Annotated in this window: 14 protein-coding genes; 10 read left to right on the top strand and 4 right to left on the bottom strand. The window is 63.3% G+C overall.

Translation table 11 applies throughout. The features are described from left to right. Positions 1–211 precede the first annotated feature (211 nt). From C2U47_RS00875 to dedD, 7 genes are all read left to right on the top strand, one after another. The gene (locus tag C2U47_RS00875) at positions 212–1,333 is read left to right on the top strand and encodes a 4-phosphoerythronate dehydrogenase (RefSeq protein ID WP_010675143.1); all 1,122 of its coding nucleotides are present in this window, start codon (positions 212–214) and stop codon (positions 1,331–1,333) included. A gap of 146 nt (positions 1,334–1,479) precedes the next feature. Continuing rightward, a complete protein-coding gene (locus C2U47_RS00870) occupies positions 1,480–2,496 on the top strand; it encodes an aspartate-semialdehyde dehydrogenase (RefSeq protein WP_010675142.1) in 1,017 nt (338 codons plus the stop codon). 293 nt (positions 2,497–2,789) lie between these two features. Beyond that, positions 2,790–4,916: a FimV/HubP family polar landmark protein gene (locus C2U47_RS00865; RefSeq protein WP_029314730.1), complete on the top strand. Its 2,127-nt coding sequence runs from the start codon at positions 2,790–2,792 to the stop codon at positions 4,914–4,916. A gap of 166 nt (positions 4,917–5,082) precedes the next feature. Continuing rightward, the gene (gene truA / locus C2U47_RS00860) at positions 5,083–5,892 is read left to right on the top strand and encodes a tRNA pseudouridine(38-40) synthase TruA (RefSeq protein ID WP_010675140.1); all 810 of its coding nucleotides are present in this window, start codon (positions 5,083–5,085) and stop codon (positions 5,890–5,892) included. A 119-nt stretch (positions 5,893–6,011) separates the two neighbouring features. Next, complete coding sequence (accD, locus tag C2U47_RS00855) at positions 6,012–6,875, top strand: acetyl-CoA carboxylase, carboxyltransferase subunit beta (protein ID WP_010675139.1); 864 nt, start codon at positions 6,012–6,014, stop codon at positions 6,873–6,875. A 2-nt stretch (positions 6,876–6,877) separates the two neighbouring features. After that, on the top strand, positions 6,878–8,137 hold the full coding sequence (gene folC, locus C2U47_RS00850; RefSeq protein ID WP_029314729.1) for a bifunctional tetrahydrofolate synthase/dihydrofolate synthase: 1,260 nt from the start codon (positions 6,878–6,880) through the stop codon (positions 8,135–8,137). Between the two features lie 179 nt (positions 8,138–8,316). After that, on the top strand, positions 8,317–9,120 hold the full coding sequence (gene dedD, locus C2U47_RS00845) for a cell division protein DedD (RefSeq protein ID WP_029314728.1): 804 nt from the start codon (positions 8,317–8,319) through the stop codon (positions 9,118–9,120). 113 nt (positions 9,121–9,233) lie between these two features. On the opposite strand, the gene C2U47_RS00840 is transcribed toward dedD, so the two are convergent. The 4 genes from C2U47_RS00840 to C2U47_RS00825 form a co-directional block, all read right to left on the bottom strand. Beyond that, entirely contained in the window at positions 9,234–9,578 is a 345-nt protein-coding gene (locus tag C2U47_RS00840; RefSeq protein ID WP_029314727.1) for a TusE/DsrC/DsvC family sulfur relay protein, read from the bottom strand. Between the two features lie 112 nt (positions 9,579–9,690). Then, complete coding sequence (gene yccS / locus C2U47_RS00835; protein ID WP_029314726.1) at positions 9,691–11,841, bottom strand: YccS family putative transporter; 2,151 nt, start codon at positions 11,839–11,841, stop codon at positions 9,691–9,693. A 179-nt stretch (positions 11,842–12,020) separates the two neighbouring features. Continuing rightward, positions 12,021–12,677 carry a Bax inhibitor-1/YccA family protein gene (locus tag C2U47_RS00830; RefSeq protein ID WP_010675134.1) on the bottom strand — a complete coding sequence of 219 codons (657 nt, stop codon included), beginning with the start codon at positions 12,675–12,677 and terminating at the stop codon, positions 12,021–12,023. 163 nt (positions 12,678–12,840) lie between these two features. Continuing rightward, positions 12,841–13,779: a helix-turn-helix transcriptional regulator gene (locus tag C2U47_RS00825; protein ID WP_041201640.1), complete on the bottom strand. Its 939-nt coding sequence runs from the start codon at positions 13,777–13,779 to the stop codon at positions 12,841–12,843. Between the two features lie 139 nt (positions 13,780–13,918). Between C2U47_RS00825 and C2U47_RS00820 the strand changes: the two genes are divergently transcribed. From C2U47_RS00820 to C2U47_RS23475, 3 genes are all read left to right on the top strand, one after another. Continuing rightward, the gene (locus tag C2U47_RS00820) at positions 13,919–16,066 is read left to right on the top strand and encodes a TonB-dependent siderophore receptor (RefSeq protein WP_010675132.1); all 2,148 of its coding nucleotides are present in this window, start codon (positions 13,919–13,921) and stop codon (positions 16,064–16,066) included. A 97-nt stretch (positions 16,067–16,163) separates the two neighbouring features. Next, on the top strand, positions 16,164–16,568 hold the full coding sequence (locus C2U47_RS23480) for an alpha/beta hydrolase-fold protein (RefSeq protein WP_199766834.1): 405 nt from the start codon (positions 16,164–16,166) through the stop codon (positions 16,566–16,568). Further along, complete coding sequence (locus C2U47_RS23475; protein WP_199766850.1) at positions 16,556–17,209, top strand: alpha/beta hydrolase; 654 nt, start codon at positions 16,556–16,558, stop codon at positions 17,207–17,209. Before C2U47_RS23480 ends, C2U47_RS23475 begins: the two co-directional genes overlap by 13 nt. Positions 17,210–17,252: the final 43 nt, after the last annotated feature.

Below are 17,252 nucleotides of genomic sequence, written 5' to 3'. Positions count from 1 at the left end.
GCGTCATTGTGCCAGTCAGGTTGCTCTGGTCAAGGCGAAGGGGGCGAGGGCAACAGGCTGTTACATATGATGCTGCCGGACATCGTGCCCGCACCTGAGGCCGGAAGGCGGAAAGATGGCCGCAGAGCGGTCTGCCAACAAGCCTCTGAAAATCCGTTGCGTTTGGGCTAGAATGGCGCGCCTGTGGCCCTTGTGGACGAGATGCGTGCCGATGAAGATCGTCGTTGATGAAAATATGCCCCATGCGGTGGAGCTGTTTGCGGAATTTGGTGAAGTGGTTCCCCTGCCGGGACGAGAAATAAAGGCCGCGGATCTGCAAGAGGCGGATGTGCTGCTGGTGCGCTCCGTGACCCGGGTCAACGAAGCGCTCCTGGCGAGTTGCCCCAGGCTGGGGTTTGTCGGCACGGCCACCATCGGTACGGATCACATCGATCAGGGGCTGCTGGCGGCGCGGGGCATCCCCTTCTTCAGCGCCCCCGGCTGCAACAAGGTGTCGGTGGGGGACTACGTGCTCTCCGCCCTGCTGGTTCTGGCCGAACGCCATGAGCTGACCTTGAGCGAGATGAGCCTCGCCGTCATCGGCGCCGGCAACACCGGCGAGAGCGTGGCCGGCAAGGCCGAGGCGCTCGGGATGAAGGTGCTGCGCTGCGACCCGCCCCTGGCCCGTAGCGGCGCCGCTGGCGACTTCGTGGATTACCGCACTGCCCTGGATGCCGACATCGTCAGCTTCCATGTCCCCTATCTTCGTGAAGGGGAAGAGGCCACCTTCCACCTGCTGGGAGCCGAGGAGATCGCCGAGCGTCCGGCCGGGCAGATCCTCATCAACGCCTCCCGCGGCGAGGTGTGGGACAACCGTGCCCTGCTTGTCCGCCAGCAGGGACCCCATCCCCTGCGACTGGTGATGGACGTGTGGGAAGGAGAGCCCGAGCCCCTCAATGAACTGGTGCCCCATACCGAGCTGGCCACCCCGCACATCGCCGGTTACAGCCTGGAAGGCAAGGCCCGTGGCACCTGGATGCTCTATGAGGCGCTGTGCCGGCAACTGGGGCGCACCCCGCGCCAGGATCTGCAATCCCTGCTGCCTGCCCCAGAGGTGCGCGAGCTAACGCCGGGGCAGCCAGCGGATCAGGCGCTCATCAAGCAGCTTGTCCACCTTGTTTATGACGTGCGCCGTGACGACGCCCGTTTTCGCAACCGGATCGGGCTGCCCGGCAGCTTCGATGAGCAGCGCAAGCGCTACCCCGAGCGGCGCGAACTTGGCGCCTTGCAACTGAAAGGGCCCTTCGCCGACGACAGATTGGCTCGACTGGGTTTTGCCGTCTCGGAGCAATAAACCCGATTTCAACAAGGGGAGGGGCTTGCCCAGGCGGCGCTTCCCCCCGGCCCGGCATCAGGCGGGCCTGTCATCAAACCGATACGCGTGCCAGCCGGGGCCCTCATGCCCGGCCCCGACGGGCCGCATCACAGGAGAACAGATCAGTGAGTCAGCAATTCAACGTAGCGGTATTGGGTGCCAGCGGCGCCGTGGGTCAGGCCATGATCGAGATCCTGGAGGAGCGCGCCTTCCCGGTAGCGACTCTCTATCCGCTCGCCTCCAGTCGCAGCGCTGGGGACACGGTGCGTTTTGGCGGCAAGAACGTCGACATCCTTGATGTGGAGGCCTTTGACTGGAGCCAGGTGGAGATCGCACTCTTCTCCGCCGGTGCCGAGGTATCGGCCAAATGGGCGCCCATCGCCGCCGAGCACGGCTGCATCGTCATCGACAACACCTCCTGCTTCCGCTACGACGAGGACATTCCCCTGGTCATTCCGGAAGTGAACCCGGACGCGCTGGCCGATTTTCGCAACCGCAACATCATCGCCAACCCCAACTGCTCCACCATCCAGATGCTGGTGGCGCTCAAGCCCCTGCACGACGAGGTAGGCATCAGTCGCATCAACGTGGCGACCTACCAATCCGTCTCCGGTTCCGGCAAGGAAGGGGTGAGCGAGCTGGCGGGCCAGACCGCCCACCTGCTCAACGGCCGCCCGGTGGAGCCGACCCTCTATCCGCAGCAGATCGCCTTCAACCTGATCCCGCAGATCGATGCCTTCACCGACAACGGCTACACCCGGGAAGAGATGAAGATGGTGTGGGAGACCCAGAAGATCCTGGGGGATGCCAGCATCGCCGTGAACCCTACCTGCGTGCGGGTACCGGTCTTCTATGGTCACGCCGAGGCGGTCCATGTGGAGCTGCACCAGCCGCTGGACGCCGAGCAGGTCAAGGATCTGTTGCGCAATGCCCCGGGCGTCACCCTGTTTGATGATGAAGGGGACTACCCGACCCCGGTGCGCGATGCCACCGGTCAGGATGATGTGATGGTCGGGCGGGTACGCCAGGATATTTCTCATCCGAGTGGTATCAATATGTGGATCGTGGCCGATAACGTTCGTAAGGGCGCGGCGACCAACAGCGTGCAGATTGCAGAACTGCTGGTACGCGACTACCTCTGAGGCCGGATGTCGGCCCCGGGCGGGGAGGGAACCCCGCCTTGATGTGGGCGCCCTGGCCCCGGTATGTGACCGGGAACCCACTCTCCGGTTTTTGGAATACCGTGTGATATCAGTGGACTAGGTTTTTTTCTACACTCTGGTTCGCGTCTGGGGCTGCTTTCTGGTCGCCGCCGGGCGCGAAATATGTCGGATCGCTGGCTTGAGACCGGCGCCTGATTTATATTGAGCCGATTGTTTTGGGGTAACTATCCAGATTTTTCAATGTGATAGGGCCGTCATACGAAGGAACGAATATGGGACATTCCCGCATAACGCTGGCAACGCTACTCGCATTGGGGCTTCTGGGCACGGTTCAGGCCGAAGAGGGGGCGCGAGAACCCTTCTTTGTCGAACTCAAGGGACCGGATGGCTCACCGCCCCCCGCGGTGCAACCAGAGCCCCGGGCCCAGCCCGTGGCGCCCGTCACCCTGCCCAGAGCCGAGCCCATCGTGCGTCAGGTGCCTGCTGCGTCGGCTGGCAGTTATGGTCCCGTGCGTCCCACCGATACCCTCTGGAGTCTGGCGAGCAAGCATCGCCCTTCCAACCGGGTAAGCGTCTACCAGACCATGGTGGCCATCTATGACAAGAACCCCCGAAGCTTCGCAGACGGCAACATCAACCATATTCTGGTGGGGTCCCACATCCTGCTGCCCACCGCCGCAGAGGCGGGGCGCATCACGGATGCCGAAGCACGCCGTCGCTTCAACAGCGACAACGCGAGCTGGAAGGGGCTGAGCCCCAAATACCTGGCCAACAAGCAATCCCACGTCGCCCAGCCGGTGGCGAGCAAGCCTGCTCCGGCCAAGCCGGCTGTGGTGGCCAAGAATACACCGCCCAAGGCGGCGCCGATCCCGGCGGCACCCAAGGCGACGGCTCCTGCCCCCGAGGTGAAGGAGACAACCAAAGCGGTCGTCTCCACTCCCGTGGTGGTGAGCGGTGCTGCGAGCAGCGCCGACAGCACGGCGCCGGCGCCCCTGCCCGCCACTGCGGTGGGCAAACCTTCCACCGAGATGGCGCTGGCTCTGGAAGATGCCAACGCCCAGCTCGGCCAGGTCACCGAGATGAACCACAGGCTCAAGCTGCGCCTGCAAGCCCTGACCGAAGAGGTGGAAACCCTCAAGGCCCAGTTGCAGGATCAGACCGCCCTGCAAAAAGAGGTGGCGGAACTCAAAGCCAATCCGACGCCTCCCGTGGTGGCGCCGGTGCCCAAACAGAGCTGGCTGATGGAGCTGCTCTCTTCGCCGCTCAATCTCGCCATGATCATCCTGCTGCCGGTACTCCTGGTGCTTGCCCTGGTCACGCTCTGGCTGCGTGCTCGTGCCCGCCGCGAGCTGGAAGAGCAGGAGAAGAGCCTCTCCGAGTCGACCTCCATGGTCATGGGAGACGAGAACAGCGAGTTTGATCAGCTGATGACGGTGGGCATCGCGGATGACGAGCCCCTCCATGGCATGCCGGATCTCAACGAGCCGGAAGTGAGCAGGAAGCAAGATGGCGCCAGTGCTGCCGCCGATGTCATCTTCCGGGATGACGAGACGGCGCTCTCCGCTTTTGATGTGGAGCCTGCGGTGACGACGGCGAACCGGGATCCGGATCTGGTGCCCGAGCTGGATCTGGCCCACGAGGGTGACTTCGATCTACCCGTGGTGCCGGAACTCGATCTCTCCGACGAGCCCAGCTCCTCTGCTCGTGGTCATGACGAGATCATGACCGAGGAGGAGCTGCAGGCCGCCCTGTTTGCCGAGCTGGACGCGGATCTGGAAGCGGATCTGGCCCAGGCCCAGGAGGAGAGCCGCAGCCAGCGTGACGAGACACTGGCCAACTTCGATCTGAGCGATCTAGAGACCGGGTTTGGCGAGCCGACCGACGATGAGCTTGCCGCCAAGGCGCCGCACATCGACGAGACGGGGTTTGGCAAGGACGATGTGGACGACATGCTGGCCGAGCTCGGGCTGGAGCCCACCAAGCCGGCGGCGTCCGAGTGGGATCCCAGCGAGCTGGCCCTGGCGGATTTCGAGGATGCCTTCGCCGAGGTGGAGTCCCATCAGGGGGAGGTGAAACCCCGCGAGCAGGTGCAAGACAGCGACTTCGTTGAAATCGACAAGCTGCTGGCCGATGCCGATGCCAGCAGCACGGAGCAGGAACCCTATCAGGGCTTCTCCCTGGATGTGGGGCTGGACGGTTTCCCCGAGGTGCTGCCGGAGTCCAACGGCTTTGATGTGGATGCCGATGACGGCGGGGTGGGGGCCAAGCTGGATCTGGCCCGGGCTTACCTCGAGATCGACGACAAGGAGAGCGCCCGCGAGCTGCTGGAAGAGGCGGTGGCCCAGGGCAGCGAGCACCAGCGCAGCGAGGCGCAGAAGCTGCTCAAACGCCTGGGCTAGGCAGGCGCTTGTCATCCATGCACCAGAGAGGGCAGCCCACGGGCTGCCCTCTCTCTTTGGGGGCCACGCACCGCGGCCTCGCCCGGTCTGGGACTTTTGAGCTCGAGCGCGTATAATCCGCCCCGTTTCTTTCACTGCATCCTTTCATCAGAAGACACCGTTACCCATGCGAATTGCCCTTGGTATTGAATATGACGGCAGCCGGTACTTCGGCTGGCAGCGCCAGCGCGAAGTGATCAGCGTCCAGGAGGAGCTGGAAAAAGCCCTCAGCCGCATCGCCAACCACCCCGTCTCCATCCAGTGTGCCGGTCGCACCGATGCGGGGGTGCATGCCACTGGCCAGGTGATCCACTTCGATACCGAGTCGAACCGCGCAGAAGGCGCCTGGACCCTGGGGCTCAACTCCAACCTGCCCCCAGACATCGCGGTGCGCTGGGTCAGGGAGGTGGACGAGCATTTCCATGCCCGCTTCAGCGCCACCGCCCGTCGCTACCGTTACGTCATCTACAACCACAACTACCGCCCGGCGATCCTGGGCCAAGGCGTCAGCCACTACCACGAAGCCATCGATGCGACGCTGATGCACCAGGCCGGCCAGAGCCTGCTGGGGGAGCACGACTTCAGCACCTTCCGGGCTGTCGCCTGTCAGTCCAACACCCCCTGGCGCAATGTGACCCACCTGTGTGTCAGCCGTTCCGGCCCCTACATCGTGCTCGACATCAAGGCCAACGCCTTCCTGCATCACATGGTGCGCAACATCACCGGCTCCCTGCTGCTGGTGGGGCAGGGGCTTCAACCGGTGCAGTGGATTGCCGAGGTGCTGGCGGCGAAGGATCGCAACCTGGCGGGCCCGACCGCCAAGGCGGGCGGCCTCTATCTGGTGGATGTGGATTACCCGGCCGAATTCGGGTTGCCCCGGCCGCCCCTCGGCCCGCTGTGGCTGCCGGACTCGGCACCGGGTACGACCAGTTTTTAGTAACTGGGCCCGAAAATTTGTGGTTTAATGATCCGTCGTTTATTGCCATCGAGCCGTTAAGTCATTGAACAATCAAGGCTCGATGTGTTTTGTCAGGCACAAATGCATTAAGGAATTCCATGAGCTGGCTTGAGAAGATCCTTCCCAAGAGCAAGATCACCACACCGCGTCGTCACAACATTCCGGAAGGGGTGTGGACCAAGTGTACTGCTTGCGAACAGGTGCTCTACCGGGCAGAGCTGGAGCGCAATCTCGAAGTGTGCCCCAAGTGTGACCATCATATGCGCATCAGCGCACGTGCCCGTCTCGAGAGCTTCCTCGACGCCGAGGGACGCAGCGAAGTCGCGGCCGAGCTGGAGCCGCAAGACATCCTGAAATTCAAGGATTCCAAGCGCTACAAGGATCGTTTGTCTGCCGCCCAGAAAGAGACGGGCGAGAAGGATGCGCTGGTGGTGATGAAGGGGACCCTTAAGGGGGTACCGGTCGTCGCCTGTTCATTCGAGTTCTCCTTCATCGGGGGCTCCATGTCCTCTGTGGTCGGTGCCCGCTTCGTGCGCGCCGTCGAGGAGAGCATCAAGGAAGGCCGCGGCCTGGTCTGCTTCTCCACCTCCGGTGGTGCGCGGATGCAGGAAGCCCTGTTCTCCCTGATGCAGATGGCGAAGACCAGTGCGGCCCTAGATCGCCTCACCAAGGCGGGCCTGCCCTTCATCTCCGTGCTGACCGACCCCACCATGGGTGGCGTCTCCGCGAGTCTGGCCATGCTGGGTGACATCAACGTAGGCGAACCCAAGGCTCTGATCGGCTTTGCCGGCCCCCGCGTCATTGAGCAGACCGTGCGCGAGAAACTGCCGGAAGGCTTCCAGCGCTCCGAGTTCCTGCTGGAGAAGGGTGCCATCGATCTCATCATCGACAGGCGCGAAATGCGCAACCGTCTGGCCGGTCTGCTGGCCAAGCTGATGAACACTCAGGTCATCGAAGACTGAAGATGAGTTCACACATGCAACAATCCCAAAGCCGGTCGCTGGTCGACTGGCTTTCTTATTTGGAGCAGATCCACCCGGCCAACATCGACATGGGGCTGGAGCGGGTCGGCACGGTTGCCCGCCGCATGGGCCTCACCGAACTGCCGTTCAAGGTGATCACGGTGGCGGGCACCAACGGCAAGGGCTCCTCCTGCGCCATGGCGGCCAGCATCCTGATGGCCGCCGGCTACCGGGTCGGTGTCTACTCCTCCCCCCATCTGCTGCGCTTTACCGAGCGGGTGCGCGTCAATGGCCAGGAGCTGGCCGATGGCGATCACTGCGCGGCCTTTGCCGAGGTGGAAGCCGCCCGGGGCGACATCGCCCTCACCTTCTTCGAGTTCGCCACCCTGGCCGGTCTGTGGCTGTTTCGCCGCGCCGCGCCCGATGTGCTCTTGCTGGAAGTGGGGCTGGGGGGGCGGCTTGATGCCACCAATGTAGTGGAATCGGACGTCGCCCTGATCACCTCCATTGCCCTGGATCACTGCGACTGGCTCGGGGATACCCGGGAGGCGGTGGCGGTGGAGAAGGCTGGCGTCTATCGCAAAGGTAAACCCGCCATCAGCGGGGAGCCCAATCCGCCGTCGACCATCGCAAGCGAAGCGGCGCGCCTCGGCGCCTGCTTGCGTCAGGTCGGCATCGATTTTCGTGGTGACGAGCATGAAGGTGACTGGGATTATCACGGCCTGCACCACTGGTCGGGATTGCCCAAACCGGCCCTGCCGCTGATGAATGCGGTCACCGTGCTGGCGGCCCTGGAGTCCCTCGGTCTGCCATTGGCGGAGTCCGCCATCCGCGACGGCCTGACCAATGCCCGCCTGGCTGGCCGGATGCAGCAGTTGCAAACCTCGCCGCTGGTCATCGTCGACGTGGCCCACAATCCCCACTCTGCGGCCTATCTCGCCAGCCAGTTGCGCCTGCTCCCCGGCAAGGGCAGGCGCCGCGCCGTGGTTGGCATGCTCAAGGACAAGGACATGGCGGGGTCGCTGGCCGAGCTTGACGGTCTGATTGACGAGTGGTTCCTGGCAAGCCTCCACGGCCCGCGCGCGGCCACGGCCGACCAGTTGGCGACGGCCCTTGGCAGCGGCCGGGGCGCGGCGCTCACCTTTGCCAGCGTGGGGGATGCCTACGGCGCCGCCTTGGCCGCATCGAGTCCTGACGATATGGTCATTGTGTTCGGCTCGTTTTACACTGTCGCCGACGTGCTGGCTCTGGGCTCGGTCTGAGCCGTTCGCTCCCCTGGCTCCGTCAACGTGACGACGGGCCGGGTTTTGCACTGGATAATCCCCTTTCAGGCCAAGTGGGTGGCGAGGGACCCGGCTTCGCCAGCCGGCGTGAGGGGAGGCGTTCTTTGCGAAGTGTGCAAGATTGCAATGGATCCTAAGTAACATGGGTGGAAATTAACTTGGCTTCGAAGTTTCAAAACAGATTGGTGGGGACCGTCATCCTGGTCGCCCTGGTGGTCATCTTTCTGCCGGACCTGATGGACGGCAACAAGCTGGAGCAGAAGGACGAGGCCTTCGCCAAGATCCCCCTGCGTCCGGAGCTCGAGCCCGCCAAACCTGCGCTTCAGGTCTCGGCGGCGAGCACCCTGCCGGCCGAGCATCTGGCGAGTCAGCAGCAGGCCTCTGCCGCGACCCAGTGGCAGGTAGAGGAGATTGGCGATACCGTGACCCTGGCCAATCAGGGGGGAGCCAATCCAGCGGGAGCCAGTCAGGCTCCCATCACCCAGCAGCAGCCGGTACAGGCCGTGGCGCAACCCAAGCCCCAGCCCAAACCCGAGCCCAAGCCGGAAGTGATCGCCAAGAAACCGGTGGAGCAGCCCAAACCCAAGCCGGTGCCAACCAAGCCGGTAGAGGTGCAAAAACCGGTGGAGGCCAAGCCACAGGCGGGCCAGATCAAGACCATGGATGATCTCATCGCGAGCAAGATGGCCCAGCCGACTACGGCACCGGCAGCAGCCCCGGCTCAGGGGAGCTGGATACTGCAGCTTGGCGCCTTCAAGAATGCAGACAGCGTCAATGCCCTGGTGAGCAAGCTGAGGGCGGCGGGCTACTCGGCCCAGACGTCGCCGAGAACCCCGGTGCAGGGGCAGATCAACCGGGTCTTCATCGGGCCGGATGTCTCCAAGGCCAAGTTGCAGGGCATGCAGAGCCGGATCAGCCAGATGACGGGCTTGAGCGGCTCCGTGGTGGCCTACAACCCCTGACAGGACGATGAAATGAAAAGACCGCGCCTCATGGCAACATGGGCGCGGTCTTTTTTTGTGTCCAACACGGGGGAGGCAGTGTGGCTATCGGGCTATCGGGCTGCCGAGGAGGACTAGATGCACTTCACCGGCTTGGGGAGGCCTGCGATCTTGGTAGCCTGCTTGGCGGGGCCTTCCGGGAACAACTTGTAGAGGTAGCGGCTGTTGCCCTTCTCCGGGCCGTACTGCTTTTCCATTGCCTTGACCAGGGCGCGGATGGCGGGGGAGGTGTTGAACTCCAGATAGAAGGCCCGCACGAAACGCACCACTTCCCAGTGGGGATCCTCCAGCACTATCCCCTCTTTTTCGGCCAGCACCAGGGCCAGCGCCTCGCTCCATTGCTCGCTGTGGCGCAGATAGCCCTGGGCATCGGTCTCGATGAGTTGGCCGTTGAACTGCAAATGATGTGCCTCGGACATGACGCTTCCTCGAAAAGGCTATCTCAATGGGGCGGGCATGGTAGCGCCTTGCGTCCCGTCCGGCAACCGGGGCGGCGCTTGGCGCCTGCCTCGGGCGGGACAGGCCCGGCGGCTATGTCCGGCTAGGTTCGCCCTGACCTGTCAGCAGCTGGCCGTCGTTGGCCAGCATCAACAGCTCGTCTGCCAACTGGCTGATGAGGGTGAGCTGCTGGCTCAGCATCAGCTGCTCCTCGCTGCTCTCCGGAGCGATGGTCGGACAGGCTCCCGTGAGCGGCGTCGGCATCTGCCCCGCCAGGTGATCGGCGGCCTGCTCCAGGGTCTGGCTGATGTGGCGGCTTATCTCCTCCAGCCCCTCGATGGGCTCGAGTTTGTCGCGATGGGCCCCGAGCGCCGAGATATAGGAGAGCAGGGCATGGTTGCGCCAGGTGAGAGTGAAACAGAGATCCAGGAAGCGGCGGCGTTTGCTCGGCTCCACCAGCATGCTCTGCCAGGCCATGGCCAGCTCGCTGTCGGCGAGGTGGGCACACTTGCGGGCCACCCGGTAGTCCAGGGATTCATCCCGTTGGCGATGCAGGCTGGCGAGTACCGCCGAGAGGTACTTCGCATTGGCGGACAGGGAGTTGGCGATAAGGGTCGGCAACCGCTTGTATTGCCAGTCGGGCCAGAGCCAGGCCACCAGGGCGTAGGAGAGCAGGCAGCCGAGCAGGGTATCGAGCAGCCGGGGCCCGAGGATGGCGAAGCCGATGCCATCCAGCAGGTTGAACGCCATCAGCACGTAGAGGGTGATGAAGCAGACGGCGGCGCTGTAGTTGCTGCGTACCTGGGTGAAGAACAGGAAGGCGGCAAGCCCCATGATCCCCAGTTGCAGGTGCAGCTCGGGGAAGAACCAGAGCACGGGCACGCCGATGAGGATACCGGCAAAGGTGCCGAGCATCCGCTGCACCAGACGACGGCGGGTGGCGCTGTAGCTCGGCTGGCAGACGAACAATACGGTGAGCAGGATCCAGTACCCCTTGTCCAGGTGAAACGCCTGCAGAATGCCATAGCCCACTACCAGCCCGAGGGAGAGCCGCAGGGCATGGCGAAACACCATGGAGTTCGGGGTCAGGTGCTGCCTGAGCAATGCCAGCAGGGGCAGGGCGACCGGCCGTGCCAGGGGAGGCAGGCTGGTGGGCGGCGCGGCGGGGTTTTGCAGCTCTTCGGCGCTTTGCAGCAACTGGTTGATGCTGGCCAGGTTGCGACGCAGGAACTTCATCGGTGTCAGCAGGGTCTTGGGGTAGTGCTGCTTGAGGTGGGTGAACTCCAGCTGATCGCCGAGGGCCTCCAGGGTCCAGTGAATGCGTTTGTGGTGGGTGTAGGGCTTGTGCACCAGGATGGCGTAGCCAAGCTGCTGACAGGCGTCGGCAAGCTGTGACAGCACCTCCTGGAAGCCGTCGAGGACGATGCCCTGCTTGAGCTCCGCTTCCAGCTTGCTGTAGGGGTAGTGGCTGGAGGTGGCCCGCTCCTGGATCTCCAGGGCAAGCAGGTATAGGCGCAGCAGGCCCGCGAGCTCGGGGGCAACCCCGTGGCGGCCGGGGGCATGAAGACGGGCATTGAGCGCCGTCTTGGCCTGGTTCAGGGCATTGACCAGGTTGATGTTGAGCTGGGCCAGATTGTGGCGGATGGCCTGGGCGCCGTGTTCGTCGGCCGGGAAGAAGCGGGATTTCTCCTGCAAGTAGCGGGCGAGGGCGAAGTAGCTCTGGGCCAGTTGCTCGTGCAGGGTCTTGTAGGGCAGCAGCCAGAGCCAGACCAGGGACACCAGGCCGTACCAGAGGGCCCCGGCGCACAGGGCCAGCGGCTGATAGAAGAGATCCGGCGCCTTGGCGGCCCCCAGCATGGTGTAGATGGCAATCAGCAGGGAACCAAAGCTGATGGTGGCGTAGCGTTGGCCGAGGGCACCCACCATGACGAAGATAAAGGTGGAGCCCGCGAGCCCGATGGCAAAGAGCCAGGGGGTGGGGAAGAGATACTGTACGCACAATGAGGCAAACAGGAAGCAGAGCAGGGTCATGGCGAGGTTCTTGACCCGGCCCCAGAGGCTGTCGTCGGTCTCGGCGATGGCGCCGGCCACCACCCCGAGGGAGAGCAGCACGGTGAGCTGGATGTCACCGGTAGCCAGCGCGAAGGCGAGCAGCCCCGCGATGGCGAGCAGGACCTTGAGGGCGAAATAGATGTGGCTGTCGGTCAGCAGACGGCGCAATAAACCTGAGAAGTCCATGGGCATGGGATGAAGGCAACCCTTGAGCGAAACGAAAGCGACAGCATAACCTGTCGATAACGAAACGGCCCTGATTTGGATCAGGGCCACTTCGCTTCATATCCTTGATTTGCAACTTATCCTGACAGAAATGGGCGCCAATAAAAACCCCGCCGAAGCGGGGTCTTGTGCATCTTAAGCATCCATCAGTTGCGGTTGCCGCCAAGCAGGCTCAGCAGGCTCAGGAAGATGTTGTAGATGGAGACATACAGAGTGACGGTGGCAGAGATGTAGTTGGTCTCGCCGCCGCGCACGATCTGCTGGGTGGTGAGCAGGATGGCGCCGGAGGAGAAGAGCATGAACATGGCGGACAGGGCCAGGCTCAGGGCGCTCATCTGCAGGAAGATATTGGCAACCATGGCTACCAGCAGTACCCAGAACCCGACGAACAGCATGCCGCCGAGGAAGGAAAGATCCCGCTTGGTGGTCAGGGCATAGGCAGACAGGCCGAAGAAGGTGAGCGCAGTACCGCCCAGCGCCGTCATCACGATCTCGCCGCCGCCGTTGTTCATGTACATGTTGATGATGGGGCCGAGGCTATAGCCCAGCAGGCCGGTCAGGGCGAAGGTGAACACCAGCCCCATGCCGTTGTCACGGTTCTTCTCGGTCAGGAACATCAGGCCGTAGACACCGATGAGGAACACGGCCCAGTGCAGGGGCGGCATGTTCATGACGGTTGCTACCCCGGCTACCACGGCTGAGAAGCCAAGAGTGAGGGAGAGCAGCATGTAGGTGTTGCGCAGCACCTTGTTGGTGTCGCGCACGGCACCCTGGGTGCCAGTGTAGATAGAACGGGTATCCATCTTGATGTCCTCTTGATTTCCGGGGTGAAGCGACCATTTGTGCTTCGTTAACGCATTGTATGCACTGAATGTGTGGATGACGAGCGCTGATTTCAAGCGCCACCCCACCTGCGTGGTGCCTACTATCCCAGAGCAAAGATGTATTGCGCATGAACAAGGAGGCTCAAGGCGTTGCAGAGGGCGCCTGCTCCTGTTCTTTACCCTGTCTGGCGATCCGCGTCGGCGAGAAGCCGAACTGCTTTCTAAACGCCGTAATGAAATTGGCCACATGGTCATAGCCGGCGTAGGCGGCGGCCCCTTGCAGAGAGAGGCTGCGCGCCTCCAGCCTGGCCCGCGCTTCTTGCAGCTTTCGCTGGCGAAGGTAGCGCTGCAGGCTCATGCCCAGCTCTTTTTTTGCGGCCCGCTGCAAGGTGGAGACGCTCATGCCGAGGGTGGCCGCGATCTCGGTCAGGGTCATCTCGTCCACTTTTTCATCCCTGAGCAGCATCTTGAGGCGCGTCGGTTGCTCGTTCTGGCGCTGGCAGCAGGGGGAGGCGGCCTGCTGGAGGTGGGTCATCAGGCTCTCCCAGACACTGAGGGCAAAGGCCTTGCGCATCAGCATCTCGGAGGCGTTCTGGCTGCTGGTGAGATTGAGCGCTTCCGCAATCTGTCCAAGGGCAGCGGGCAGGGTCCAGTCGACGCGGCTCAGATGGCGGCTGAAGGTCTGTGCGAAAGCCTTGCGATGCGCCTGTGCCAGATTGTGGGCGAGCCAGGTGTGGTCCAGGGAAAGGACGATGCTGCGGCTGCGCACCTGGGCTTTGGCCGCCCCCTGCACGATGTCGGGCTCGGTATAGAGGATGGCGGTTGCCACTATGGGGTCGGACTCGTGGAAGCGGCACCCCTTGAGCCTGTGAGTGGCGCCATAGGTCATCAGGGCCCGGCTCTCGAGGGGAATGGCGATGATCAACTGCGGCGGCAACTCCCGCTCGGTGGCGAAGTCTGCCTTGTGAACGATGTCCTTGTTGTGAAAGCGAAGACCCTCCTGGATCACCAGGTTCTCCACCCTGCCGGTGAAGCGCCCCCGTTGGCGTGCGCTGGTGTCCCTTGCCACTGTGTCAGTCATGTGCAATTTGACCATGTCGAAGAGTGAAATGACCACACCGCAAAACTGCGGCGGAAGATGGAGTGATATATTAGCCCCCGGAAAATCAAATGAAAATGATTATCATCTCTATCTTGGGGTCACTCTTACTATGGTTGTCTTGAAGGATAAAGCGCGAAGCCCGCTGGCTCTGGCCATCTCTGCCGCTCTGGCCGTCACCGTTGCCGCCCCGGCAGGGGCACACACACCGGACATCAAGCCGGACGAAACCCTGGTCGTCTATGGCAATCCACTCTACGGGATGTCGCCGTCGGAGGAGACGGGAGGCTATGGGGTCGACTCGGCCACCGTCGGCACCAAGACGCCGGCGGCCCTCAAAGACATCCCCCAGTCGATCACCGTGTTGACCAACGACTACATCGAGGAGCGCAACTTCGTGGCGGTGGACGATCTGGCCAAGTTCACGCCGGGTCTGCGCACCCTGGTCAACGACAGCGGTCGCTCTTCCATCTTCTCCCGTGGCTATGAATACGACGAGGTGAACCTCAACGGCCTGCCATCGCCCATGCAGAGCAAGTACGGCACCCTGCCGTCGCTGGCGGCGGTGGATCGGGTGGAGATCATGCGGGGCCCCTCCGGCCTCTTCAACAGCACCAGCGAGCTGGGGGGCGTGATCAACATGGTGCTCAAGCGTCCGACCGACGCTTTCAAGGGCTCGGTCACGGCGCGCTATGGTAGCTGGGACAGGCATTACCTAGAGGCGGACATGGGGGGCGCACTCAACGACGAGGGTTCCCTGCGCGGCCGCGTCGTGGTGGCCAACGCCGACATCAAGAACCAGGTGGACTACAACAACAACGACAACGGTACCTACTACGGCACCCTGGAGTTCGATCTCTCGGATCGCACCCGCCTCTCCGTCTACGCCCTGCACCAGACCAAGGACATCCTGCCCACCAACGGCCTGCCGGCATACAAGGACGGCTCCCTGCTCGACATCGGCCGCAGCACCTACCTGGGGTCGGCTGAAGACTTCTTCGACGCCGACACCACGGATGTGGGGGCCTCGCTGCAACACGCCTTTGCCAACGGCGGGGTGGGTCAGGTCTCGGCCCGCTACATGGATCACGACATGCGGCTGGAGCAGACCTTCACCAACGGCCCCGTGGACGCGGCGGGCAACACCGGGCTGATGTTCAACGGTCAGGGGAACCAGCAGAAGAACATGGCCTTCGATGCCAACTACAGTCAGATGTTCGATCTGTTGGGGCACAAGAGCGAGTTTGTGCTGGGCTCCGACTACAAGCGCTACGAGTCGGACATCCAGACCTACACCAACCGCAACCTCGGCAAGATCAATGTGTTCGATTTCGACCCGACCCGGGTCGCCAAGCCGGACTACAGCTACACCAAGAATGACCATGAGGAGCAGTCGGAGCTCGGTCTGTATGGCAAAGTGACCTGGCGGCTGATGGAGCCGCTGGCGGTGATCACCGGGGCCCGCGTCTCCTGGTACGATCTGGATGCCGTCAGCACGACCCTGAGTTCCGGAGCCCAGAGCGGCGAGTCCAGTGCGTTCAACGGCAAGCTCACCCCCTACGCGGGGGCCGTCTATGACCTGAGCGACGCACACGCCTGGTATGCCAGCTACTCCAAGGTGTTCAAGCCCCAGACCAGCCAGGACGAGAGCGGCAACCTGCTCAAGCCCCGGGAGGGCAGCCAGTGGGAAACCGGCATCAAGTCCTCGCTGCGTGACGGCCTGCTCAACACCCGGGCGACCCTCTTCCTGATGAAGGACGACAACATCGCGGCCCAGGCCTACGACGATCAGGGCATTGCCATCACCAACACCTACTGGGCTACCGGCAAGGTGGAGACGCAAGGGGTGGAGCTGGAGGCGAGCGGCTATCTCAGCCAGAACTGGATGGTGATGGCCGGCTATACCTTCACCGACATCGAGGAGAAGGCCGGGGATCACAACCCGAAATTCGACACCATCCCCCGTCACACCCTCTCGCTCTGGACCGACTACCACCTGGCCGACTGGGTGCAGGGGCTGCACCTCGGGGCAGGAATGACGGCGGTGAGCGACTACGGCTTCAACCAGAAGGGGGTCGAGACCCATCAGGGGGGCTATGCCCTGTTCGATGCGGCGGTGCGTTACGAGATCAACGACAGAATGCAGGCGACCCTGAACCTCTACAACCTGCTCGACCGGGAGTACTTCTACCGGGTCGGCTCCACCAGCACCTTCAACATGTACGGCGAGCCGGCGAACCTGATGGCAGGCTTCACCTACAAGCTGTAACGACCGACGACAGCAGGGCCTGCGGGCCCTGCTGTCGTCTCTGTGCGCCGCCCTACGGGGGATCCCCAAGGCTGGCGACACAATCCTGGTTCATCTCATGACAAGACTCATCACCCTGCTGCTCACCATGATCACACTCTCTTCTGCCCAGGCAGACATGCTCCACTACGCCCAGCGCTTCACCCACCATTCGGCCCTGCTGGGGGAGACGCGGCAATACAGCGTCTCCCTGCCCCAGGAATATGAACGCGAGCCCGGGGCTCGGTTCCCCGTGCTCTATCTGCTCGACGGGGAGAAGAGCCTGCTGGAGGTTGTCGGCATCACCCGGGCCCTGCGGGCCGGGCTCAATCCGGCGATTCCCCCCCTCATCATCGTCGCGGTCCACAACACCGACCGGATGCGGGATTACACCCCGAGCCACACCATGACCTTGCCAAATGGGGCACCGGCGGGGCCCGGCTATGCCGTGACGGGGGCGGGCACCGGTTCCTGCGCTATCTGAGTGAGGAGCTGCGCCCCCTCATCGAGGAGAGGTTTCGGACCCAGGCGCCGGCCCTGCTAGTGGGCCACTCCCTCGGCGGGCTGCTGGCACTCGATGCACAGGCGCAAGACGGCGGCCAGTTCCAGGGGGTGATCGCCATCGACGCCAGCCTCTGGTTCGATTACCCCCGCAATTACGAGCGTATCGCGTCGGAGTTGACCGGGCCGCTCAAGCACGCCTCCTCGCTGTTTATGGCGGTGGCCAACAACCCCTTCACCCCGGGATTCGGGCGCTCGGCGTTTCACCGGGATCGCCTGCAGCAGTTTGCGCGGCAGGTAGTGGGGGCTCCCGGCACAAACCTGCACGTCACCAGCCGCTACTTCGAGGAGGAGGATCATCACAGCGTCTACCACCCCGCCGTCTATCAGGGACTCCAGTGGCTGTTTCAGGGCTACCGGCTGGATCTGGCGCCCGGGCACTTCAGCCGACAGGGGGTGATCGCCCGCTTTGATGCCCTGAACCGCCACCTCGGCAGCGCACTGCGCCCGGAGCTGGGGAGCCTGCGGGACATCAGGGAGAAGGCCGCGCGCTGGCCGCAGATGGCGATCCCCGTGGACGAGGCCGATGCCCTGCTGGCCCACTACTACGGGTCGAAGCCGTGAAAAGCCGATATTTTTGCCTGTGTCTGGAATCGTCACAACGGCG

The sequence above is a fragment of the Aeromonas sp. ASNIH7 genome, assembly GCF_002903485.1.
GTDB lineage: Bacteria > Pseudomonadota > Gammaproteobacteria > Enterobacterales > Aeromonadaceae > Aeromonas > Aeromonas caviae.
Note: the sequence above shows the minus strand (reverse complement) of the source record. Positions and strands in the feature narration are given on the sequence as shown.